This window comes from Planomonospora antibiotica (assembly GCF_014647955.1).
In the GTDB taxonomy this organism is placed as follows: domain Bacteria; phylum Actinomycetota; class Actinomycetes; order Streptosporangiales; family Streptosporangiaceae; genus Planomonospora; species Planomonospora parontospora.
The window spans coordinates 1-21907 of record NZ_BMQE01000034.1 but is presented as its reverse complement, the minus strand read 5'-3'; the positions used below and the strand labels follow the sequence as shown (position 1 = coordinate 21907).

The following is a 21907-nucleotide window of genomic DNA, read 5'->3' as shown; positions in this document are numbered from 1 at the left end:
ACGCGGCGGCCGGGACGGACCCGGCCCCACGGCGCCCGAACGATCCGACCTGCGCGAAGGTGAAGGCCATGAGTCCTGCCGAGTACGTCCTGACGCTGTCCTGCCCGGACCGTCCCGGGGTCGTCGCCGCCGTCTCCGGGATGCTCGCCGGGTACGGGTGCAACATCACCGAGAGCCAGCAGTTCGGCGACCGGGACAGCGAGCGGTTCTTCATGCGGGTGCAGTTCTCCGCGCCGGTGCCCGAGGACGAACTGCGCGCCGCCCTGGCCGCGCTGGCCCCCGAGTTCGGCATGGAGGTCAACCTGCGCGCCGCGGCGGTCAGGCCGCGCGTGCTCATCATGGTCAGCAAGTTCGACCACTGCCTGAACGACCTGCTCCACCGGGTCCGCTCCGGCCTGCTCGACATCGAGATCGTCGCGGTCGTCTCCAACCACCCCGACCTGCGCCCGCTCACCCAGTCGCACGGCGTCGACTACCACCACCTGCCGGTCACCCCGGAGACCAAGGCCAGGCAGGAGGCGGAGGTCCTGACGCTGGTCGAGCACTACCAGGCGGATCTGGTGGTGCTCGCCCGTTACATGCAGGTGCTCTCGCAGGACCTCTGCGAGAAGCTGGCCGGGCGGGCGATCAACATCCACCACTCGTTCCTGCCGTCGTTCAAGGGCGCCAAGCCGTACCACCAGGCGCACGCCCGCGGGGTGAAGCTGATCGGGGCCACCGCCCACTACGTGACGTCCGATCTGGACGAGGGGCCGATCATCGAGCAGGAGGTGGCCCGGGTCAACCACAGCCACTCCCCGGAGGACCTGGTCGCCATCGGCCGGGACGTGGAGTGCCTCGTGCTGGCCAGGGCGGTCAAGTGGCACGCCGAGCAGCGCGTGCTGCTCGACGGCCACAAGACGATCGTCTTCCCCCGGTAGGGCCGCCCCGCCGGACGCCCCCGCCGCCGGCCCCGCCGACACGGGGGGCCGGCGGCCGTCCGGCTCCGGGGCCGGGCGGGGGAGCGGCCTCAGGCGGTCAGGCCGGTGTGGTGGGCCAGGAAGGTGAGCTGGTCGGCGGCGAGGTCGACGGTCTTGCTGACCGCGCGGGCGCCGTGACCGGTCTCGGCCTCGTTGCGCAGCAGGACCGGCCGGTCGGCCGCCTGGGCGTGCTGGAGGGCCGCGCACATCTTCCAGGCGTGCAGCGGGTGGACCCGGGTGTCGGACTGGAAGACGGTGAACAGCGTCGCCGGGTAGGAGACGCCCTCGCGGACCCGGTGGTACGGGGAGTAGGACCAGAGCCAGGCGAACTCGTCGGGCTTCTCGGCCGAGCCGTACTCCACGTTCCAGGTCGCGCCGAGGCCGAAGAGCTCGTAGCGGACCATGTCGAGCAGCGGGGCCGAGCAGGCCACCGCGGCGTAGAGGTCGGGGCGCTGGGTGAGAGCGGCGCCGACCAGCAGGCCGCCGTTGGAGCCGCCGGAGATGGCCAGCCGGTCGGAGGTCGTGACGCCGGTGGCGATCAGGTGCTCGGCCGCCGCGTGCAGGTCGTCGAAGACGTTCTGCTTGCAGGCGAGCATCCCGGCGCGGTGCCAGTCCTCCCCCTGCTCGCCTCCGCCGCGCAGCTGGGCGATGGCGTAGCTGCCGCCCGCCTCCACCCAGGCCAGGATCGAGGCCGAGTAGCCCGGGGTCATCGAGATGCCGAAGCCGCCGTAGCCGTACAGGATCGTGGGGCGGGGGCCCTCGGCGCCGGGCGGGGAGATCACCAGCATGTGGACCTCGGTGCCGTCGGCCGAGCGGTAGACGACCTGCTCGGTGGTGACCGCGGGCACCTCGACGGCGCCGGGGGAGGCGGCCCAGAGGGAGGTCTCACCGGTGCGGGCGTCGTAGCGCTGGACGGTGGGCGGCGTGGTGTTGTCGGTGTAGCCGAACCAGGCCTCGTGGCCGCCCTCCGGCCGCTCGCTGATGCCGCCGATCGTGCCCAGCCCGGGGGTGGGCACCTCGCCGGTCCGCTCGCCGGTGGCCAGGTCGTGCACGGAGATCTCGCTGATCGCGTGGCGGGTCCAGCCGGCCAGCATGACCGGCCGGTCCAGGTCGTCGAGGATCGCGAAGTCCGAGAGCACGGCCTCGGGGTCCTGCGGGATCAGGTCGCGCCAGTGCTCGGCCTGCGGGGTGGCGGGGTCGGTGACGCAGATCCGCCCGCGGGGGGCGTCGCGGTCGGTGAAGACGTAGAGCAGGCCGTCGCGGCCGAAGTGCAGGCCGGTCTGGGCGTCGACGCCCTCCTGGACGACGACGAGCTCCGGAGCATCGGGGGAGGAGGCCTCCAGGTCGGCGGTCCACAGGTCGTTGCGGGGAGCGGTGCCCCGGGAGGCGGAGATCTGCAGCCACCGGCCGTCGCGCGACACCCCGACGCCGTAGTAGTTGGTCTTCTCCATGCCGTGCCCGAAGATCAGCACGTCCTCCTCGGTGGAGGTGCCGACCCGGTGCAGGTAGACGCGGCGGTGGTACTGCTCCTCGCCGGCGGGGACCTCGGTGGCGGGCAGCCTGCGCACGTAGTAGAACGCCTCGCCGCCGGGCAGCCAGGCGATGGGGGAGTAGCGGCACCGGTCGATCGGGCCCTCGATGCGGGTCCCGGTCGCGACGTCCATGAGGTAGAGACTGGACTCCTCGTCGCCGCCGACCGAGATCTGGTAGGCGAGCAGGCGGCCCTCCTTGTCGGGCTGCCAGGCGTCCAGCGTGGTCAGCCCGGTCGGGTCCAGCGCCATCGGGTCCAGCAGCGCCCGCTCGGCGCCGGAGGGGTCCACGGTGTACAGCACGGCGTGTTCCTGCTCCGGGGTGCGCCGCATGAAGAAGCGCCGCTCGCCCCGCCAGACCGGGGCGCCCACCGAACCGGACCTCAGCAGCTCGGCGACCCGGGCCCTGAACCGCTCCCGTCCCGGGAGCTCCCCCATCCCGGCGGTGAAGAGCTTCTCCTGAGCCGCCAGCCATTCGGCGGTGGCCGGGTCGTCGGGGTCCTCCAGCCAGCGGTAGGGGTCGGGGACGGGGGTGCCGTGCAGGTCCTCGACGACGTCGTCACGGCGGGCGGGCGGGTACGGCTGTCGCGTCATGGCTGGAACCCTACGACCTCCGGCGGACAACGGGACACCGCTTGCGCGGCAGGCGTACCGAACGAGCTTCGGAGGAGTGAAGAACAGGTAATGGGGGCATAAAAGCACCAGGAGTCCCTCCAGTCGTTTATGAGTGGCGGGCACACCGGTCCAGAAGTCAAACTTGGTCCAGGACGGTGCCGTGGTGACCATCCGCTGGGCCGTCCGGCGGAGGTCCTCGTGACGGAAGCGCCCGGGCCCCAAGAGGGGCCGCCAACCGGGGCACGCGACGGCGTGCCCCCCGAGACGACGCGACGCACGGCGGGAGAGGCCCGCTGATGCGCCAGGTCCTTCTGCTCAACGCCACCTTCGAACCCCTGACCACCCTCCCCATGCACCGCGCCGTGGTGCTGGTGCTGCGGGAGAAGGCGGACGTCGTGCACCGCGACGGGCGGGGCGCCGTGCTCCGCTCGGCGAGCCGCACGGTCGACGTGCCGTCGGTGATCAGGCTTCGTCGTTACGTCCGCATCCCCTACCGGTCGCGGATCCCGCTGACCAGGACCGCGCTGATGCGCCGGGACGACTACCGGTGCGCCTACTGCGGCCAGCGGGCCGACACCATCGACCACGTGATCCCCCGCTCGCGCGGCGGCCCCCACACGTGGGAGAACTGCGTGGCCTCGTGCACGACGTGCAACCACCGCAAGGCCGACAGGCTGCTGGAGGAGCTGGGCTGGACGCTGAACGTCGCCCCGGTGGTGCCGCGCGGCGTGCACTGGCGGCTGATCGGCGCGCACGTCGTCGGCGACCCCCAGTGGGCCCCGTACCTCGCGGAGAACGCGGCCTGAGATCCGCCGTATCCGCTCGCCCCGGCGAGGTCCGTGTCGGCACAATCGGTGCATGGCATGGATTTTCACCTCCGACGTCGAGGTGTTCGCCGGGGCGGCGGAGCCGTGGCTGCTCCGCGACCCGGTCCGCAACACCGCCCCGCTCACCGTCCTGCGCGGCATCCGCGCCGGCGTGCACAGCGGGGACGTGCTGCTGGCCTGGCTGGAGGAGGACGGCCGGACCGTCGCCGCGGCGGTCCACGCCCCGCCGCGCGGGCTGCTCCTGCCCGACCTCCCAGCCTCCTCCGTGCCGTCCCTGGCCGCCGCGCTGATCGAGGCCGAGCGGGTGGTCCCCGAGATCAGCGGACCGCTGGCGCAGGTGGAGGCGTTCGCCGCCTCCTGGTGGCGGCCTGTGAAGCGGCGCATCCTTGAGCGCCTCTACCGGCTGGAATCCGTGAGCCCGCTCCGGCGCCCGGTCTCCGGGGCCGCCCGTACGGCGGGCACCGGCGACCGCGAACTGCTCGCGGCCTGGCTCGCCGACTTCCACTTCGAGGCGCTGGGAGAGCGGGCGGGTGAGCTCCTACCGGTGGTCTCCAGCCGGATCGGCCGTGAGGAACTGGTCCTGTGGGAGGACGGCGGGCGTCCCGTCGCGTGTGCGGCCTTCTCCGCGCCGATCGGGGCCATGTCGCGGATCGGCCCGGTCTACACGCCGCCGGAGTTCCGCGGGCGGGGGTACGGCGAGGCGGTCACGCGCGCGGTGACCCGCGAGGCGCTGGACGCCGGTGCCACCGAGGTGCTGCTCTTCACCGATCTGGGCAACCCGGTCTCCAACTCCGTCTACCAGGCGATCGGCTACCGGGCGATCGCCGACTACGCCGAGATCGCCTTCGGGTGAGGGGCCGCCGCGCCGGATTCCGTGACATCTTCGCGACGACCGGGTCACGACCGCTCCGGGACGGGGGAGGAACCCGGCGGCCTGAGTAATCTGGTGGCATGCCTCGCTATGATTTCCGCTGCCGTGCCTGCGGGTCCACCTTCGAACTGTCGCGCCCGATGGCCAAGTCCGACGAACCCGCGCTCTGCCCCGAGGGACACGAGGACACCGTCCGGCTGCTGTCCACGGTCGCCATGACCGGAGGCGCCGCCGCCCCCAGGCCCGCCGGCGGCGGCGGTTGCTGCGGTGGCGGTTGCTGCGGCGGCTGACCTCGGCCGGAGTCCGCGGAAAGCGGCGCCCCGGTCGCCGATCCGCACGAGAACGCCGCCCCGCGCTCGCGAGGCGGCGTTCCGGCGTCTCAGGGGCGCTCGGCGCGGCGTTTCAGCGGAGCGCCCCACGGAGGTCACGCCGCCTGCGGAGGGTCACGCCGCGCGCTTGCCCTGGAAGGGCAGGAAGCGCTCGGCCGGATGCGGCCGGGCGGGGACGAAGGTGGGCTCCGTGGCGATGATCCGGTCGAACCGGAAGGCCCGGATCGCGCCGCGCATGCGGCACATGCCCACGAGATACCAGTGCTCGCGGTGGACCATGCAGGTCACGGGATCGACGTCGCGGACGGTGATCCGGCCGGAGACGTCCCGGTAGTGCAGGCGGATCACGAGCCGGGACGTGATCGCGCCCGCGATGGTCCTGGCCCGGTCGGCGACGGCGGAGGGGAGCGGCTCGGTCAGGGTGGCGAGGGTGGTGGCGGTGACGTCGTCGTCGAGCTCCAGGTGCTCGAAGGCGTGGCGGAGGCCGTGCCGGGCGGCGGCGGCCTGCGGGCCCGACCCCAGGTGTGCCAGGGACAGGGCGAGGGCGGCGATCTCGGCGGTCGTCAGCGGGCTGGCGGGGGGCTTCATGACGGTAGCCATACCCACAGAATACGGACGAGCACCGACATTTTTCGAACAGAGTTACCGGCTTCAGGAGTGTAACCCGGGGGAAAGTCCGGGATGTCGCCGGGGCCGTACCCGGGCGGGGCCCGGAACGCGCAGGACCGCCCGTCGGCGGTCCTGCGCGGACGCGTCTACCGGGAGAGCTGGGACAGGTCGCGCGAGGCCCCGGTGGAGGCCGAGGTGGTCAGCGCGGCGTAGGCCTGGAGCGCGGCCGTCACCGGGCGGTGGCGGTCACGCGGGCGGTAGCCGCCCAGGTCGGCCAGGAGCCGCTCGCGGCGGGCGGCCAGCTCCTGCTCCGGCACCTTCAGCTCGATCGAGCGGCCCGGGATGTCGATCTCGACGAGGTCGCCGTCCTCGACCAGGGCGATGGTCCCGCCCTCGGCCGCCTCCGGGGACGCGTGGCCGATGGACAGTCCGCTGGTGCCGCCGGAGAAGCGGCCGTCGGTGATCAGCGCGCAGGCCTTGCCCAGCCCCTTGCCCTTCAGGAACGAGGTCGGGTAGAGCATCTCCTGCATGCCCGGCCCGCCCTTGGGGCCCTCGTAGCGGATGACGACGACGTCGCCCTCCTTGACGCGGTTGTTCAGGATGCCCTCGACCGCGTCCTCCTGCGACTCGAAGACCACCGCGGGCCCGGAGAACCGCCAGATCGACTCGTCGACCCCGGCGGTCTTGACGATGCAGCCCTCGGCGGCGATGTTGCCGTAGAGCACGGCCAGACCGCCGTCGCGGGTGTAGGCGTGCTCGATGTCGCGCACGCAGCCGCCCTCGCGGTCGAGGTCGAGGGAGTCCCAGCGGGCCTCCTGGGAGTACGGCTTGACGGTCCGGACGTTGCCGGGGGCGGCGTGCCACAGCTCCCGCGCCTCGGGCAGGGCGCCGGCCGACTTCGGGTCCCAGGCGTCGAGGTAGTCGCCCAGCGTGCCGCCGTTGACGGTGGGCACGTCGCGGTGGAGCAGCCCGCCCCGGTCGAGCTCGCCCAGGATGGCGGGGATGCCGCCGGCCCGGTGCACGTCCTCGATGTGGTACTTGTCCGTGGCCGGGGCGACCTTGCACAGGCACGGCACCCGCAGCGAGATCTCGTTGATCTCCTTCAGGCCGAAGTCGACCTGGGCCTCGCGGGCCGCGGCGAGGATGTGCAGGATCGTGTTGGTAGACCCGCCCATCGCCACGTCCAGCGTCATGGCGTTCTCGAACGCCTCCTTGGTGGCGATGCTGCGCGGCAGCACGCTCTCGTCGTCCTGCTCGTAGTAGCGGCGGGTGATCTCCACCAGCTGCCGGCCGGCGTCCTGGAACAGCTTCTTGCGGGCCTTGTGCGTGGCCAGGATCGTGCCGTTGCCCGGAAGCGCCAGGCCGATGGCCTCGGCGAGGCAGTTCATCGAGTTGGCGGTGAACATCCCGCTGCACGAGCCGCAGGTCGGGCAGGCGTTCTCCTCCATCTCCAGCAGCTCGGCGTCGGAGACGTCCTCGTTGGCGGCGGCGATCATCGGGTCGATCAGGTCGAGCTTCCGGCCCGCCGTCTTGCCGGCCTCCATCGGCCCGCCGGAGACGAAGACCGTGGGGATGTTGAGCCGGAACGCGGCCAGCAGCATGCCCGGGGTGATCTTGTCGCAGTTGGAGACGCAGATCAGCGCGTCCGCGCAGTGGGCGTTGACCATGTACTCGACCGCGTCGGCGATGAGCTCGCGGCTGGGCAGCGAGTAGAGCATGCCGCCGTGGCCCATGGCGATGCCGTCGTCGACCGCGATCGTGTTGAACTCCCGCGGGATGGCCCCGGCCTCGCGGATCGCCCCGGCGACGACGTCGCCGACCTCGCGCAGGTGGACGTGCCCGGGGACGAACTGGGTGAAGCTGTTGGCCACGGCGATGATCGGTTTGCCGAAGTCACCGCCGTCCACGCCCGTCGCCCGGAGCAGGGCCCGGGCTCCGGCCATGTTCCTGCCGTGAGTGACCGTACGAGACCTGAGGGCCGGCATGACGCTTCTCCCATCATCGACGCTGAGTCTTCAAATGGTACGGCCAGCGCCCGCCTGATGAGACCCGCGGTCCATGTGGCGGACGTCCCCCGCGATGCCCAGGGCGGACGTCCGGAGCGCGTCCGGTGCGGTGACCGCGGCGCCGGGGGACGCGGAACGCCCGGCGGCGGGGGCCACCGGGCGTCCGGACGGGGAACGGGGAGCGCGTCAGCTCTCGGGATAGCGGGAGGGCAGGACCCGCTCGGCGATCTCGTAGATCTTCCGGATCTCGGCGTCGGTGAGCGAGCGCTCCCGCTTGGTGATCCACTTGCGGACCCGAGAGCCGTCGAACACGTCGACCTCGCGGACGGTGAGGACCTTCCACGGGACGGGCGGCCCGTAGATCGCGAGGGAGGGGACGATGACGACCTCGCGGCCGAGCGCCTTGCCGATCAGTTCGGCGGCCCGGCTCGCCTCCCAGCGGGCCTCGTCCAGGCGCTTCTTCTGGTCGAACGGGCCGTGGAACAGCTTGCGGTGCGACTGCACCCGCACCGGGAGCCGCTTGTCCCACTTTTCGGAGTCGACGGCGTAGACCCCCGTGGGGCCGATGACCAGATGGTCGATCTGGGCCTCGCTGTCCGGGATCGCGCGGGCGTGCAGAGTGCGGTAGCCGCTGCGCTCCAGCCGTTTCAGCTGCGCCTCGGTGCGCCGCTCGGCGACCGAGGCACGCCGCCAGGCGGGCACGGTCGAGTGCGAGCGGGCGCGCACCACCGTGTCGGCGATCGCGGCCAGCACGGCGGTGGTGACCCCCCAGCGCCAGCCGGCGAGCAGGAAGCCCCCCGCCACTCCCGCGACGACCGCGATCAGCAGCCGGCGGCGGAGTGGACGGTAGCGGGGATGGCCGAGCAGGCCGCGCAGGGAGGCCCGCTCGGCGGTCGGCGCGTACGTAGACGCGGGCGCGACGGGCCGAGCCGCCGGCCTCTCCTCGGCCCGGCGATCACCGACCCGGAGCGGTGACGTGCTGTTACCGTCTTCTGGCACATGACCGGAGTCCACGTGACTCACGGTAGCCGAAGTTCAAAGAGGGTGCCTAGTAGTCCCTAACTCACACTTTTGTGACCACGGTCACCCGCATGAGGGTGCACCGCAGCGGGTATCCATACATTTCCTCTCTAGAGAACCCCCGTGCGCCCCGAGGCCCCGTCTCCGCCGGATCTCAGCAGTCCGACCAGGTGGACGGTGATGTCCTCCAGCAGCGTCGAGACGGTCACCGGGGCGGCGGCGACGGCGGAGAAGAGGCTGGGCAGACCGGGCAGCGGAAATCCGTCCTCCCGCCCGGCCGCGCCGCCCACCTCGTTCTTGGCCAGCAGGACCCGGCTGCGCTCCCACGCCTCGAGGACCTCCTCGGGCGAGGGCACGCCGAACCCGTGGCCCACCGGCGCCGCGTGGCGGAGCCGTACCAGCGGGGTCTCGGCGAAGGCCAGCGCGACCCGTGAGCGCAGGGCCAGGTCCTCGCGCGAGCTCTGGGTCACCCAGTCCATCGCGGTGCAGGGGCTGCGGCAGTCGGACACGCAGGTGGCCAGCGCGCCGGCGACCTGGCTGTGCTGGCGGTCGAAGTAGGCCCGCCAGCCCTCGGCGGGTTCCACGGCCACCCGCAGGGTCCGGTTGGCGGCCGACTGCTCGGACTTGGTGTGGTCGCACTCGCGGTCGCCGATCACGCCGAACCTGCTGCCGGGCGAGCTCAGCCCGGCGGGCCAGCGGACCGGGTCGCCCGCGTGGCCGAGCACCGACTCGAAGGCGAGCATCGGGAGGTACTCGCTGGCGATGTGCAGGGCGGCCACCATGGGGCTGAGCTCGCGCCGCTCCCAGCGGATCGCGATCACCTCCAGCAGCAGCCCGTAGGCCGGGCGCAGCGACTCCAGCGCGCCGCGCGGCTGCTCCCTGGGGGTCTGCGGCATGGTGCACGCCCGCGCGCGCCGCCGCAGGGCGGGGGGAACCCGCCGGGCCTCGGCGGCGAAGTCCTCGGCGTCGAGGGAGAGCAGCCGATGGCCGAACTCGCACACCGCGGCGACCTCGGGATCGTCGGTGAGGGCCTCGAGGTCGGCGAACGCGTGCCGCCTGGCGAGCGCGACGAGCAGGTCCTGTACCGAATCCATCGGCGGACGGCCTCACTTTTCCCGGCCCCGGCGGTTCGCGGAACCGCCGGGGCCGTCTCGGGGAGCGCGGCGGCGCCCCCGGTGGACGGAGTGTGCAGCGTGTGCGGAGCCTGGCGCGCCCGGTGCGGGGGCGCTGTGGCGCCCCGGTCCGGAGCATCCGGAGCGTTCGGAGCCGGAACGCGACGGCGCCCCCGCCGTTTCCCGCGGGGGCGCCTGCCGGTCCGGTCTCTCAGGCCGACGCGTCCCTGGCCTGGGCCCGCAGGGCGCGGCGGACGCCGTCGGCGCCCTCCAGGAGCAGGCGCCTGAGCGCGTGCGGCGGGTTGCTCTCCTCGATCAGCCGCTCGGTCCTGGCGACGGTCTCCGGGGAGACGGCCAGGGCCGGGTAGCAGCCGTTGGCGAAGTTCTGGGCGCTGTCGGAGGTCCAGGACTTCCAGATCCGGCCGATCTCCGCGAAGTACCGGTCGGCGTACGGCTCCAGCAGCTCGGGGTGGCGCGGGTCCATGAAGCCGCCGATCGTCGAGCGGAGCAGCGCGCCGCTCAGCCCGCCCTCGGTGATCGCGTTCCAGGCGCCGGCCTTGCCCTCGGCGGTCGGGAGGGCGGCGCGGGCCAGGGCGGCGGCGCGCTCACCGGTCGCGGTGGGGTCGCGCAGCAGCTCCTCGGCGATGTCGGCGTCACCGAGCACGCCGCCGGAGACCAGCGCCTGGGTGAGGGTCCAGCGCAGGTCGGTGTCGACGGTCAGGCCCGCAAGGACGGTCGTGCCGTCCAGCAGACCCGAAAGGAACGCCATGTCGTCGGCGGAGACGGCGGTGGCGGCCAGGGCGTTGACGTAGGCCAGCTGGTGGTCCGAGCCGGGCTCCGCCGCGGCGACGAGGGAGCGCAGCGCCGAGGCCAGCAGGCTCAGGCCCTCGGCGCGCCAGGCGGGGTCGGCGTACTGCTGGACGGCCAGGCGGGCCTGGCGCAGCACGGTCTGGGCGACGGTGATGTCCTCGACCGAGGCGATGCCGGAGGTGACCAGCGCCACGTAGTCGCGGGTGGCCATCTCGGCGTCGCGGGTCATGTCCCAGGCCGCCGACCAGCACAGGGCGCGCGGCAGCGACCCCGACGGCCCGGCGAACTTCGCGATGCCGCCGGAGACCAGCGTGCGCAGCGAGCGATCGTCCAGCCGGACCTTGGCGTAGGTCAGGTCGTCGTCGTTGATCAGCACCAGGTCCGGCTGGACCTCGCCGACCAGCTCGGCCACGGCCGTACGGGCGCCGACCACGTCGAGTTCGACCCGCTTGACGCGGACGAGCGCGTCACCGGAGTGGGAGTACAGGCCGATGGCGACGCGGTGCGAGCGCAGCGTCGGGTAGTCGGCCGGAGCCTCCTGCAGCACCTCGAAGCTCGTGAAGCGGCCCGCCTCGTCGACCTCGAAGGCCGGGCGCAGGGTGTTGACCCAGGAGGTCTCCAGCCACTCCTTGGACCATTCCGACAGGTTGCGGCCGCTGGTGCGCTCCAGCGCGCGCAGCAGGTCGGACAGTTCGGTGTTGCCCCAGGCGTGCTCGTTGAAGTAGTCGCGCACGCCCGCCAGGAAGTTGTCCAGGCCGACGTAGGCGACGAGCTGCTTGAGGACCGAGGCGCCCTTGGCGTAGGTGATGCCGTCGAAGTTGACCTCGACCGCGTGCATGTCGACGATGTCGGCGGCGATCGGGTGGGTGGAGGGCAGCTGGTCCTGGCGGTAGGCCCAGGCCTTCTCCACGTTGGCGAAGGTCGTCCAGGCGCCCTGGCCCCAGCGGGTGGCCTCGGCCTGGCAGAGCACCGAGGCGTAGGTGGCGAAGGACTCGTTCAGCCACAGGTCGTCCCACCAGCGCATGGTGACCAGGTCGCCGAACCACATGTGCGCCATCTCGTGCAGGATCGTCTCGGCGCGGCGCTCGATGACGGCGTCGGTGACGCGGGAGCGGAAGACGTAGTCCTCCAGGAACGTCACGCAGCCGGCGTTCTCCATCGCCCCGGCGTTGAACTCCGGCACGAACAGCTGGTCGTACTTGCCGAAGGGGTAGCGCAGGCCGAACACCTTGTGGAAGAAGTCGAAGCCCTGCCGGGTGACCTCGAAGATGTTGTCGGCGTCGAGGTGCTCGGCGAGCGAGGCCCGGCAGTACAGGCCCAGCGGGATGCCGTCGTGCTCGGAGGTCACCTTGTGGTACGGCCCGGCGCACAGCGCGGTGATGTAGGTGCTCATCACCGGGGTGGGCGGGAAGTGCCAGCGCTTGGACGCCTGCAGGGCCCCGTGCCTGCCGCGGTGCTCGGGGAGGTCCTCGATCTCGTCGGGCGCCGCGTTGGAGATCACCTCCCAGTGGGAGGGCGCGAGCACGGTCAGCTCGAAGGTCGCCTTCAGGTCGGGCTGGTCGAAGCAGGCGTACATCCGGTGGGCGTCGGCCGTCTCGAACTGGCTGTGCAGGTAGACGCTCTTGTCGACCGGGTCGACGAAACGGTGCAGGCCCTCGCCGGTGCGCATGTAGGAGCAGTCGGCGTCGATCTGCAGCTCGTTGCTCTCGGCCAGGCCCGGCAGGGGGAGCCGGCCGGTCTCGAGGTCGTAGGTGCTCACGTCGAGCTCGGCGCCGTTGAGCACGGCCTTGCGCACCTTGGCGCCGGCCAGGTCGATGAACGTCTCAGCGCCGGCCCGGGTGCTGGTGAAGCGGACCGTGGTGACGCTCTCGAAGCGCTCCTCACCCTCGGTCAGGTCGAGCTCCACCGCATACGACTGCACGCTGAGCAACCGTGCGCGCTCGCGGGCCTCGTCACGGGTCAGATTGCCTGCCACTACCGCTCCCTCGTCGCAACTTCCTCCGCTCCGTTGCTGGAGGACTGTTCTGAATCCTGCCACGAGGGGCGGCGAATCGTCGCCTGGAAGATCGGATGACGGCCCGGACTCCTCCCCGGAGGGCGGGGAGGATCTCCGGGGCGATCGCCCGCGAGCGGAATACGACCTCTTGCGTGAGGGGTTGTCGCCTGGAGGAACATCCTTTTGAGGAGAGAACTGACCGATGACCGAGCGCACACCGGTGGACCTCTGGTTCGACCCCTTCTGCCCCTTCGCGTGGATGACCTCGCGCTGGCTGCTGGAGGTGGAGAAGGTGCGGCCGATCGAGCCGCGCTGGCACATCATGAGCCTGTACGTCCTCAACGAGGGCAAGGACGTCCCCGAGGACTACCGCGAGATGATCGGCAGGGCCCTCGGCCCGGTCCGGGTGGTCACCGCGGTGCAGGAGAAGCACGACTCCGAGACGGTCGGCCGGCTCTACACCGAGCTGGGCGTCCGCTTCCACAACCAGGGCAGGGTCAAGCAGCTCGACACCCTCCGCGAGACGGTGGAGGAGGCGCTCGAGGCGGCGGGCCTGGACCGCGCGTTCGCCGACGCGATGGACTCCGACGAGTACGACGGGGCACTGCGCGCCTCGCACGCCGACGGCATCGACCGGGTCGGCCAGGAGGTCGGCACCCCGGTGATCGCGGTGGGCGACGTCGCGTTCTTCGGCCCGGTCATCTCGCCCGCGCCCAAGGGCGAGGAGGCGGGCAGGCTCTGGGACGGTGTCCGGCTGGTCGCCGGCTTCGACGGCTTCTTCGAGCTGAAGCGCTCCCGCACCCGGCCGCCGATCTTCGACTGAGCCGGTGGGCCGCGCGCCCGGGGGACCGGCCGCGCGGCCGCACTCGCGACGGGAGCCGTACGGCCCCGTATGCCGGGACCGCGTACGACGGGAGCCGTGCCGGCCGTACGTGTGACGAGACGCGACGGGAGCCGTGTCGCTCGTACGTGTGACGAGACGCGACGGAGCGGTGTCGCCCTCATGTGCGGTGAGATGCGACGGGACATGGCGAACATGCGAGATCTCGGCTATTCACCACCGACCGGGACGCTCCTCCGTATTCTTGGCGGACGAAGCGACGGACAGCATCCAGCCGCGCCTTCAGCGGTCGGTGATGTGACGAACACGCCGCGTAGCGATCGGGACTCTCGCCTTCCCCCGGTCCTCGCGCAAGGATGAGGGAATGCGTCACCTTTATCTGGACGGAGCATGGCGGCCGTCGGCGTCGGGTGCGAGCATCGACGTCGTCAACCCCGCGACCGAGGAGCTGATCGACCGGGTCCCCGCGGGGTCGCCCGCCGACGTGGAGGCGGCCGTGGCCGCCGCCCGCGCGGCCCTGCCGCGGTGGTCGGCCACGCCCCCCGCCGAGCGGGGCAAGGTCCTCGCCGCGGCGGCGGCGCTCATCCGGGAGCGCTCCGACCAGATAGCCAGGATCATCTCCACCGACATGGGCGCCCCCTACGGCATGGCGCTGAAGGTGCAGACCCTGATGCCCGCCGAGGTGCTGGACTCCTACGCCCGGCTGGCCGAGGCCTACGAGTTCGACACCCGCAGGATCGGCAACTCCTGGATCCTGCGGGAGCCGGTCGGCGTGGTCGGCGCCATCACGCCGTGGAACTACCCGCTCCACCAGATCGTGTGCAAGGTCGGGCCGGCGCTCGCCGCCGGCTGCACGGTCGTGCTGAAGCCCAGCGAGGTGGCGCCGCTGGCGGCCTTCGCGCTGGCCGGGGTCTTCGACGAGGTGGGGCTGCCCGCCGGGGTGTTCAACATGGTGAGCGGCCACGGCCCGGTCGTCGGCGAGGCCGTCGCCGCCCACCCCGGCGTGGACATGGTCTCCTTCACCGGCTCCACCGCGGCCGGGCGCCGGGTCGCCGCGCTCGCCGCCGAGACGGTCAAGCGGGTGGCGCTGGAGCTCGGCGGCAAGTCGGCGAGCGTGATCCTGCCGGACGCCGACCTGCCGACGGCGGTCAAGACGACGGTGGCCAACGCCTTCCTCAACTCCGGCCAGACCTGCTCCGCCTGGACCCGCATGATCGTCCACCGCGACCAGTACGACGAGGCCGTCAGGCTCGCCGTGGCGGCCGCCGGCAAGTACACCGTCGGCGACCCCTTCGACGAGGCCACCCGGCTCGGCCCGCTGGTCTCCGCCGCGCAGCGCGACCGCGTCGTCCGCTACATCAACCGGGGCCAGGAGGAGGGCGCCCGGCTGGTCGCCGGAGGCGCCGACCGCCCTGCGGGCAGGGGCTTCTACGTGGAGCCCACGGTCTTCGCCGGGGTGGAGCCCGGCATGGTCATCGAGCAGGAGGAGATCTTCGGCCCCGTCCTGACGATCGTCCCCTACAGCCGGGGGGAGGACGAGGCGGTCGCCATCGCCGACGGCACGCCGTACGGCCTGGCGGGCGCGGTGTGGGCGGGCAGCGAGAACCGGGCCGTCTCCTTGGCGCGGCGGCTGCGCACCGGCCAGGTGGCGATCAACGGCGGCCGGTTCAACCCGCTGGCCCCCTTCGGGGGCTACAAGCAGTCCGGTCTCGGGCGCGAGCTGGGGGAGTTCGGCCTGGAGGAGTATCTGGAGACCAAGTCGCTCCAGCTCTGACCCCTCTCCGGGAGGGGCGCGGGCTCCGGCCTCTCCGGGAGGGGCGCAGGTCCAGGGCCGCGGACGTGCGGACCGCCCGCCCCGGGGACTCCGCGGCGGGCGCGCGCTCCCGGCCGCGGCGGGCGGGACCGGGTCAGGGCGTCTGGAGCAGGACCTTGCGGGCGGCGTCCTTGGCCAGCCGGTCGACGTAGAGCATGCCGTTCAGGTGGTCGGTCTCGTGCTGGAAGCACCGGGCGAGCATGCCGCGCGCCCGGACCCGCACCGGGCGGCCGAGGCGGTCGACCCCGGTGACGGTGACCCCCGAGGCGCGCGGGGTCCTGGCGTAGAGGGGCTTGCCCGTCTCGCGGCTCGGGACCGACAGGCAGCCCTCCTCGTCGACCATCTCGGCGTCGTCGTCGACCGTCAGCTCGGGGTTGATCACATGGCCCTTGCGGTTGCTGCAGTCGTAGACGAAGATCCGCTTCGACACGCCGATCTGCGGACCCGCCAGGCCGACGCCCTGCGCGGAGTACATCGCGGCGAACATCTCGTCGACCAGGCGGCGCAGATCGCGGTCGAAGTCCACGACCGTCTCGGCGGGCGTGCGCAGGACCGGATCCCCGATCACTCGGATGTCGCGCATGGAGGGCTCCCGGATGTAAGGGTTCTTGTAGCAGACCGGTCATTACTCTAGCGGGGGGTGGGGGTCCGGCCGGACATCTTCACCTGCCACACTGGGCCCGTGCGTGTCTACATCGGTGCCGACCATGCCGGCTATGAGCTCAAGAACCACCTCGTCTCCTGGCTGAAGGAGCACGGCCACGAGGTCGTCGACTGCGGTCCGTCCGTCTACGACGCCGAGGACGACTATCCGCCGTTCGTCCTGCGCGCGGCCGAGGGCGTCGCGGGTGACCCCGGCAGCCTCGGGGTCGTCATCGGCGGCTCGGGCAACGGCGAGCAGATCGCGGCCAACAAGGTGCGCGGCATCCGCGCGGCCCTGGCCTGGAGCGAGGACACCGCCAAACTGGCCCGCGAGCACAACGACGCCAACGTGATCAGCATCGGCGGGCGCATGCATCCGCAGGAGGAGTCGACCAGGTTCGTCGAGCTCTTCCTGTCGACCCCCTACTCGGGCGCCGAGCGGCACAGCCGCCGCATCGAGCAGCTCGCCTCCTACGAGACGACCGGGGAGCTCCCGCCGCTGCCGTAGCCGCCCGGCCCCGGCTCCGCCCGTCCCTGCCTGTCCCGGCCCCTGCGCGCCGGCTCCCTGCGGGGGGTCTCGTCGCGCAGGGGCCGCCGGTCGGCGGCCTCCTGCTGCTCCTTGGAGGGCCGGGAGACGTCCCGGGCCCGCATCGCGGTGATCGCCGTGATCTGCAAGCTCTGCAGTGCCATGCCGTCACGATAACCCGCCGACCGTGCCGCGCCGACGGGCCGGGCTCCGCCGGCGGCCGGGCTCCCGGGGAGCCGGGGTCTCAGAAGACCAGGCCCGCCCAGGGGGCCGGCTCCCACGACAGGGCCGCGGACAGCTCCCGTACGGCTCCCGCCCGCGCCTCGCGCACGACGCCGGCCGCCTGCAGCGCCGTGAGCGACCGGCCGCCCAGGTAGGCGGCGCCCAGCGCGGTGACCGGCAGCACCAGGTCGGCGGCCTCCCCGGTGGGCGCGCACCGGGCCGCCTCGGTGTCGGCGGTCAGCCGCCAGCGGCCGGCGTTCCACGGGCAGACGGCGTCCTCGACCTCGACCACCACGTCCACCGGCGCGGCGTACCGGCGCGCGGGGAGGGCCCGCCCGACGTCCACGATCCGGACCCACAGGTCGTCGAGCCAGCCCGCGCGCAGTCGGCGCGGCTCGGCCAGCAGGTGGATCAGCGGGTCGTCGGAGGGGCGGCTCCAGGCCTTCACCCGGGCGACCAGGTCGCGGTCGAGCAGGTGCCGCCAGAGCAGCGCGTAGGCGGCCGGGTCCAGGCCGAAGAGCTCCTTCAGCCGCAGCTCGCCGTCCGGCTCGTCGTGCTCGGTGACGCCCGCCTTGATCCGGAACAGCGCGTAGCCGCGCGGGCCGCCGTCGTCCTCGGCGACGACCGCCCGGAGCGGGCCGGCGCCGTTCTGGTCGGCCTCGTGGTCGGACAGGACCGCGTCCCAGCGCGCGGACGTGCGGGCGTAGAGGCCGGGACGGCTGTCGAGCGCGGCCTCGAAGACCTTCTCGAAGACCTCCCTGCTCTCGGCGGGCCTGACGATCCGCAGGCGCAGCGCGGGATCGGCCGGGGCGTGCGGGGCCAGGGCCGTGCCGCGGGTGGGGATGTCGAAGAACAGGCTGTCGGCGGCCCTGCCGTACCCGAACCGCCCGTAGATCGCCGCCTCGGAGGCGTAGAGCGCGGCGACGGCCTCACCCCGCTCGTGCAGGTCCGCCAGCTGGCGGGTCATCAGGGCGGTCAGCACGCCCCGGCGGCGGTGCGAGGGGAGCACGCCGACGGCGGTGACCCCGCCGACCGGGATCGGGCCGCCGGGGACCGTCATGGTGAAGCTGCACACCGCGGTGACGCCCACCAGCAGACCGCCTTCGAAGGCGCCCAGCGAGCGGTCGAACTCGGTGTTGTTCCGGAACAGTTCGACGCGGTGCGCAGGGAAGGCGTTGCCGAACGCCTCCTCGTCGACGGCGATCCATTCGGGCCAGTCGGATTCTGTCATCGGCCGCAGGGTGAGACTCATTCCTCCCACGGTAGGCAGAACGGCCGTTTCCGGCCATCGAATATACGTGCTTAATGATCAAGGTGTTGGTCAAGTGGGCTGCCCAAAAGGCGGGCGGCCCGCTACAGTCGAGCGCATCATGAGTTCCCGACCGGCGCCGTTGATCCCCGCAGGGCTCCGCGCGTTCCTGGTGCGGGTCCCCTTCCTGGTGCCCATCGTGCGGTTCCTCCGCCGGGGGCCGCTGGCCCGCGACCGCAACCTGCTCATCACGCTGATCGTGCTGACGCTGGTGATCGGCGGGCTGGCCGCGCGCGTCTCGGTCGAGTGGTTCTCCCCGGCGCTCGTGATCCCCGTCATCCTGGTCGGCGGGCTGCAGCTCCGGCTGCGGAGCCTGGCCAAGCTGCTCGGCGCGGCCGTGGTCGCGCTGGCCTACGTCGGCTTCGCCGCCGGCCCGGCGCACATCGGTCCCGGACTGCTGGCGGCCTTCGGCTTCACCGCCGTGCTGGCCGCCCTCATGTCCCGCACCCGGGGGCAGCTCGGCGTGCAGGGACTGCGCGGCGACGTGATGCTGCTGGAGCTGCGCGACCGGCTCAAGAAGCAGAGCGAGCTGCCCCCGCTGCCCAAGGACTGGGGCTCGAAGGTGGTGCTCAAGCAGGCCGGAGGCTCCTCCTTCGGGGGCGACTTCCTGGTCTCCGCGCGCGACGGCGACATGCTGGAGCTGGCCCTGGTCGACGTGTCGGGCAAGGGCGTCGACGCGGGCACCCGGGCCCTGATGCTGTCGGGGACCTTCGGCGGCCTGCTCGGCTCGGTCTCCGACTTCCTGCCCGCCTGCAACGCCTACCTGCACCGCCAGCGGGAGGCCGAGGGCTTCGTCACCGCCGTCCACGTCCGGATCGACCTGGCCACGGGCGAGTACGAGATCACCTCGGCCGGGCACCCGCCGGTGGTCACGTTCGAGGCGGGGACGGGCACCTGGCGGGTCTCCTCCGCCAAGGGGGTGGTCCTGGGGGTCGTCCCGGACCTGCACTGCGAGCCCGACCGGGGGACCCTCCGCAAGGGCGACGCGCTCATGCTCTACACCGACGGGCTGATCGAGCAGCCGGGCCGCGACATCGACGCCGGTCTCGACCGGCTGCTGGGCGAGGCCGAGCGGCTGCTGCCCTCGGGCTTCGCGGGCGGGGCGCGCAACCTGGTCACCTCCATGTCGTCGGGGCACAACGACGACTGCGCGCTGATCCTCATCTGGCGGCCCTGACCCGCTCGCGATCCCGGAGCGCGGTCCCGGTGGCAGGGGCTTCGGCTAGTCTCTTATGGGGCATTGCTGGTAAATCCGCGACCAGGGGGAACCTCTGTGGACCTGCTTTTCCTGATCGGCATCGTCCTCTTCCTTCTGGGACTGATGGCCTCGATCGGACTGCACGAGATCGGCCACCTCGTGCCGGCGAAGCTGTTCGGCGTCAGGGTCACGCAGTACATGGTCGGTTTCGGGCCGACGATGTGGTCGCGCCGCCGCGGCGAGACCGAGTACGGCGTCAAGTGGATCCCCCTCGGCGGATACATCCGCATGATCGGCATGCTGCCGCCCCGCGCCGGCGACGAACCGGGCAAGGTGCGCTCGGTCTCCACCGGCCCCTGGCAGGGCCTGATCGAGAACGCCCGCGAGGTCGCGCTGGAGGAGGTCCGCCCGGGGGACGAGGACCGCGTCTTCTACCGCAAGCCCTGGTGGCAGAAGGTCATCATCATGACGGGCGGCCCGGCGATGAACTTCGTGCTGGCCTTCGTCCTGTTCGCCATCGTGCTCATGGGATTCGGCACCACGGTGCTGAAGACGGAGGTCGCCTCGGTCCCGGAGTGCGTGAAGACCGCCGCCCAGTACGCCGCCAACCCCGAGTGCACCGCCGCCGACGCGGCCAGCCCCGCCGCCGCGGCGGGACTGCGGCCCGGCGACGTCATCGTCTCGGTGGCCGGCAGGCCCGTCGTCACCTGGGAGGCGGCGACCCGCGCCATCCGCGGCAGCGGCGCCGGGCCGGTGCAGATCGGCATCACCCGGGGCGGGCAGCCGATGACCGTCACGGCCACCCTCATCGCCCAGGACCGCGAGTCCCTCGACGAGCCCGGCAAGACGGAGCGGGTCGGCTACCTGGGGGTCAGCCCCAAGCAGGTCATCGAGAAGCAGAGCTTCGGCGCCGTGGTCGCGCACATGGGGGACATCACCTCCAGGACCGCCGCCGCGCTGCTGCGCTTCCCGGAGAAGATGGTCGGCGTCTGGAACGCCGCCTTCTCCGGGGAGGAGCGCGACAAGGACGGCCCCATCGGCGTCATCGGCGTCAGCCGCATCGGCGGCGAGATCGCGGCCTCCGACGCCCCGCTGGAGAACAAGGCGGCCGTCTTCGTCAGCCTGCTGGCCAGCTTCAACCTGGCGATCGGCCTGTTCAACCTGATCCCGCTGCTCCCGCTGGACGGCGGCCACATCGCCGGCGGTCTCTGGGAGGGGGTCAAGCGCGGCTTCGCCCGTGTCACCCGCAGGCCCGAGCCGGCGCACGTGGACATCGCCAAGGTGCTCCCGCTGACCTACGTGCTGGCCTTCACAATGATCATCATGGCCGGCCTGCTGATGTACGCCGACCTGGTCAACCCGATCCGCCTGGCCGGCTGACCCGGCTCCGCGCGCGGCCTGCCGCGGCGGCCGCCGATAGGGTGGGGCCGTGGAGGACGGGACGCCCGGAGCGGTGATCGACGTGGCCCTGTTCCGGTTGCGCCGGATATGGTCGCGGCCGCTGCGTGCGCGCAAGGCCGCCGATCCGCAGCGGCCGGTGCAGATGTCCAACGTGATGGTCGTGCACGCCGTGCACAAGCTGAGCCTGGACGTCGCCGAGGTGACCGTGGGGGCCGTCGCCGAGCAGCTCGACGTCGACCCGTCCACGGCGAGCAGGCTGGTCAACGACGCGATCGGCGCGGGCCTGGTGACCCGCGAGGAGTCCGAGGTCGACGCCCGGCGGGCCCGGCTGGTGCTGAGCGCGACCGGGCGCAGGGTCCTGGAGGCGGTGGTCCGCTACCGGAGGGCCTACCTCGACGGCCTGATGGCCGGCTGGGACCGGACGGACCGGGAGGCGTTCGCCCGGCTGCTCACCCGGTTCGCCGAGGCGGCCACGGCCCGTCCGGCGGATGCGGTCGCCCTCGACCACCTGATCGCCGAGGCGCTGGAGGGCGGCGGGACCGGCGGGCCGGTGGCGTCCGGTACGGCCCCGGAGCCCGGAGGCCCGGCGGAGCCCGCTCCGGGCGGGGAACCCGGCACGGTCCCGGACGGCGGGCCCGCCGATCCGGCCCGGGGCGTGACTACTCGCCCGTGACGCCGTCGATGTGCTCGCGGATGATGTCGGCGTGGCCGTTGTGCCGGGCGTACTCCTCGATCATGTGGACCAGGATCCAGCGGAGCGAGACCTCCCCGCCCCTGCGCAGGGTCTTGCCCGCGGTCTCCAGCGGCAGTCCGGCGGAGATGCGCCGGGCGTCCTCGATCGCGGTCCGCCAGTGGGCGAACGCCTCCTCGGCCGAGGCGGTCTCCACGTTGTCGAAGTCCCCGTCGGGGTCCTCCCGGGTGCAGAAGAGGTCGGGCACGTCCTCGCCCATCAAGATCTCGCGGAACCAGTAGCGCTCCACCTCGGCCAGGTGCCGGACCAGGCCCAGCAGCGAGAGCGCGGACGGCGCGGCGGCTCGCAGCCGAAGCTGCTCCTCGGTCAGGCCGGCGCACTTGACGGCGAGGGTCTCGCGGTGCCAGTCCAGCCAGCTGTGCAGCATGGACGTCTCGTCGGCGATGAAGGGGGGATTGACCCGGTTGTCAGTCATGGGCCCCCATCCTGCCCGCATGCCCGATCACTGTCATACCGTTTTGGATCTGGCCCACATTTCGTGATCGTTACGACCCCTGGCTCAGGTGAGAAGCACGCGCTTT

Annotated in this window: 20 protein-coding genes; 10 read left to right on the top strand and 10 right to left on the bottom strand. The window is 72.4% G+C overall.

The annotated features are described in order from the left end of the window. The first annotated feature begins 68 nt into the window (after nucleotides 1-68). Nucleotides 69-920: a formyltetrahydrofolate deformylase gene (gene purU, locus IEZ06_RS25640; protein ID WP_189239241.1), complete on the top strand. Its 852-nt coding sequence runs from the start codon at nucleotides 69-71 to the stop codon at nucleotides 918-920. An 89-nt stretch (nucleotides 921-1009) separates the two neighbouring features. Here purU and IEZ06_RS25635 read toward each other — a convergent pair whose 3' ends face one another. Beyond that, the gene (locus IEZ06_RS25635) at nucleotides 1010-3082 is read right to left on the bottom strand and encodes a prolyl oligopeptidase family serine peptidase (protein WP_189239240.1); all 2073 of its coding nucleotides are present in this window, start codon (nucleotides 3080-3082) and stop codon (nucleotides 1010-1012) included. Nucleotides 3083-3399: 317 nt separating this feature from the next. Between IEZ06_RS25635 and IEZ06_RS25630 the strand changes: the two genes are divergently transcribed. The 3 genes from IEZ06_RS25630 (at nucleotide 3400) to IEZ06_RS25620 (ending at nucleotide 5091) form a co-directional block, all read left to right on the top strand. Continuing rightward, on the top strand, nucleotides 3400-3909 hold the full coding sequence (locus tag IEZ06_RS25630; protein ID WP_068903643.1) for an HNH endonuclease: 510 nt from the start codon (nucleotides 3400-3402) through the stop codon (nucleotides 3907-3909). Nucleotides 3910-3961: 52 nt separating this feature from the next. Then, nucleotides 3962-4783, top strand: coding sequence for a GNAT family N-acetyltransferase (locus IEZ06_RS25625; protein WP_189239239.1), 822 nt, complete (start codon nucleotides 3962-3964; stop codon nucleotides 4781-4783). Between the two features lie 98 nt (nucleotides 4784-4881). Next, nucleotides 4882-5091 carry an FmdB family zinc ribbon protein gene (locus IEZ06_RS25620; protein WP_189239238.1) on the top strand — a complete coding sequence of 70 codons (210 nt, stop codon included), beginning with the start codon at nucleotides 4882-4884 and terminating at the stop codon, nucleotides 5089-5091. Between the two features lie 153 nt (nucleotides 5092-5244). Here IEZ06_RS25620 and IEZ06_RS25615 read toward each other — a convergent pair whose 3' ends face one another. The 5 genes from IEZ06_RS25615 to pepN form a co-directional block, all read right to left on the bottom strand. Continuing rightward, a complete protein-coding gene (locus tag IEZ06_RS25615; RefSeq protein ID WP_189239237.1) occupies nucleotides 5245-5730 on the bottom strand; it encodes a helix-turn-helix transcriptional regulator in 486 nt (161 codons plus the stop codon). Between the two features lie 155 nt (nucleotides 5731-5885). Then, on the bottom strand, nucleotides 5886-7724 hold the full coding sequence (ilvD, locus tag IEZ06_RS25610) for a dihydroxy-acid dehydratase (protein ID WP_189239236.1): 1839 nt from the start codon (nucleotides 7722-7724) through the stop codon (nucleotides 5886-5888). 207 nt (nucleotides 7725-7931) lie between these two features. After that, nucleotides 7932-8744 carry a nuclease-related domain-containing protein gene (locus tag IEZ06_RS25605; protein ID WP_229798671.1) on the bottom strand — a complete coding sequence of 271 codons (813 nt, stop codon included), beginning with the start codon at nucleotides 8742-8744 and terminating at the stop codon, nucleotides 7932-7934. Nucleotides 8745-8875: 131 nt separating this feature from the next. Further along, nucleotides 8876-9859: a hypothetical protein gene (locus tag IEZ06_RS25600; protein ID WP_189239234.1), complete on the bottom strand. Its 984-nt coding sequence runs from the start codon at nucleotides 9857-9859 to the stop codon at nucleotides 8876-8878. A 229-nt stretch (nucleotides 9860-10088) separates the two neighbouring features. Next, a complete protein-coding gene (pepN, locus tag IEZ06_RS25595) occupies nucleotides 10089-12662 on the bottom strand; it encodes an aminopeptidase N (protein ID WP_189239233.1) in 2574 nt (857 codons plus the stop codon). Between the two features lie 223 nt (nucleotides 12663-12885). Here pepN and IEZ06_RS25590 point away from each other — a divergent pair, with 223 nt between their 5' ends. Both IEZ06_RS25590 and IEZ06_RS25585 read left to right on the top strand, forming a co-directional pair. Continuing rightward, nucleotides 12886-13506, top strand: coding sequence for a mycothiol-dependent nitroreductase Rv2466c family protein (locus IEZ06_RS25590; RefSeq protein WP_189239232.1), 621 nt, complete (start codon nucleotides 12886-12888; stop codon nucleotides 13504-13506). Between the two features lie 382 nt (nucleotides 13507-13888). Next, nucleotides 13889-15298, top strand: coding sequence for an aldehyde dehydrogenase family protein (locus IEZ06_RS25585; RefSeq protein ID WP_189239231.1), 1410 nt, complete (start codon nucleotides 13889-13891; stop codon nucleotides 15296-15298). 133 nt (nucleotides 15299-15431) lie between these two features. Here IEZ06_RS25585 and def read toward each other — a convergent pair whose 3' ends face one another. Then, nucleotides 15432-15920 carry a peptide deformylase gene (gene def / locus IEZ06_RS25580; RefSeq protein WP_189239230.1) on the bottom strand — a complete coding sequence of 163 codons (489 nt, stop codon included), beginning with the start codon at nucleotides 15918-15920 and terminating at the stop codon, nucleotides 15432-15434. Between the two features lie 99 nt (nucleotides 15921-16019). Here def and IEZ06_RS25575 point away from each other — a divergent pair, with 99 nt between their 5' ends. Beyond that, complete coding sequence (locus IEZ06_RS25575) at nucleotides 16020-16487, top strand: ribose-5-phosphate isomerase (protein WP_189239229.1); 468 nt, start codon at nucleotides 16020-16022, stop codon at nucleotides 16485-16487. Here IEZ06_RS25575 and IEZ06_RS25570 read toward each other — a convergent pair. Then, the gene (locus IEZ06_RS25570) at nucleotides 16451-16669 is read right to left on the bottom strand and encodes a hypothetical protein (protein WP_189239228.1); all 219 of its coding nucleotides are present in this window, start codon (nucleotides 16667-16669) and stop codon (nucleotides 16451-16453) included. The two genes, IEZ06_RS25575 and IEZ06_RS25570, sit on opposite strands and share 37 nt — an antisense overlap. 80 nt (nucleotides 16670-16749) lie before the next feature. Beyond that, the gene (locus IEZ06_RS25565) at nucleotides 16750-17979 is read right to left on the bottom strand and encodes a GNAT family N-acetyltransferase (protein WP_189239227.1); all 1230 of its coding nucleotides are present in this window, start codon (nucleotides 17977-17979) and stop codon (nucleotides 16750-16752) included. Between the two features lie 118 nt (nucleotides 17980-18097). On the opposite strand from IEZ06_RS25565, the gene IEZ06_RS25560 reads away from it, so the two are divergent. The 3 genes from IEZ06_RS25560 to IEZ06_RS25550 all read left to right on the top strand — a co-directional run bounded on the left by IEZ06_RS25560 (nucleotide 18098) and on the right by IEZ06_RS25550 (nucleotide 21308). After that, a complete protein-coding gene (locus IEZ06_RS25560) occupies nucleotides 18098-19213 on the top strand; it encodes a PP2C family protein-serine/threonine phosphatase (protein WP_189239226.1) in 1116 nt (371 codons plus the stop codon). 96 nt (nucleotides 19214-19309) lie between these two features. Beyond that, nucleotides 19310-20614, top strand: a complete 1305-nt coding sequence (locus IEZ06_RS25555) for a M50 family metallopeptidase (RefSeq protein ID WP_229798667.1) — start codon at nucleotides 19310-19312, stop codon at nucleotides 20612-20614. Between the two features lie 49 nt (nucleotides 20615-20663). Next, nucleotides 20664-21308: a MarR family winged helix-turn-helix transcriptional regulator gene (locus IEZ06_RS25550; RefSeq protein WP_189239225.1), complete on the top strand. Its 645-nt coding sequence runs from the start codon at nucleotides 20664-20666 to the stop codon at nucleotides 21306-21308. Here IEZ06_RS25550 and IEZ06_RS25545 read toward each other — a convergent pair. After that, a complete protein-coding gene (locus tag IEZ06_RS25545; RefSeq protein ID WP_189239224.1) occupies nucleotides 21295-21801 on the bottom strand; it encodes a DinB family protein in 507 nt (168 codons plus the stop codon). The two genes, IEZ06_RS25550 and IEZ06_RS25545, sit on opposite strands and share 14 nt — an antisense overlap. Between the last annotated feature and the right edge of the window lie 106 nt (nucleotides 21802-21907).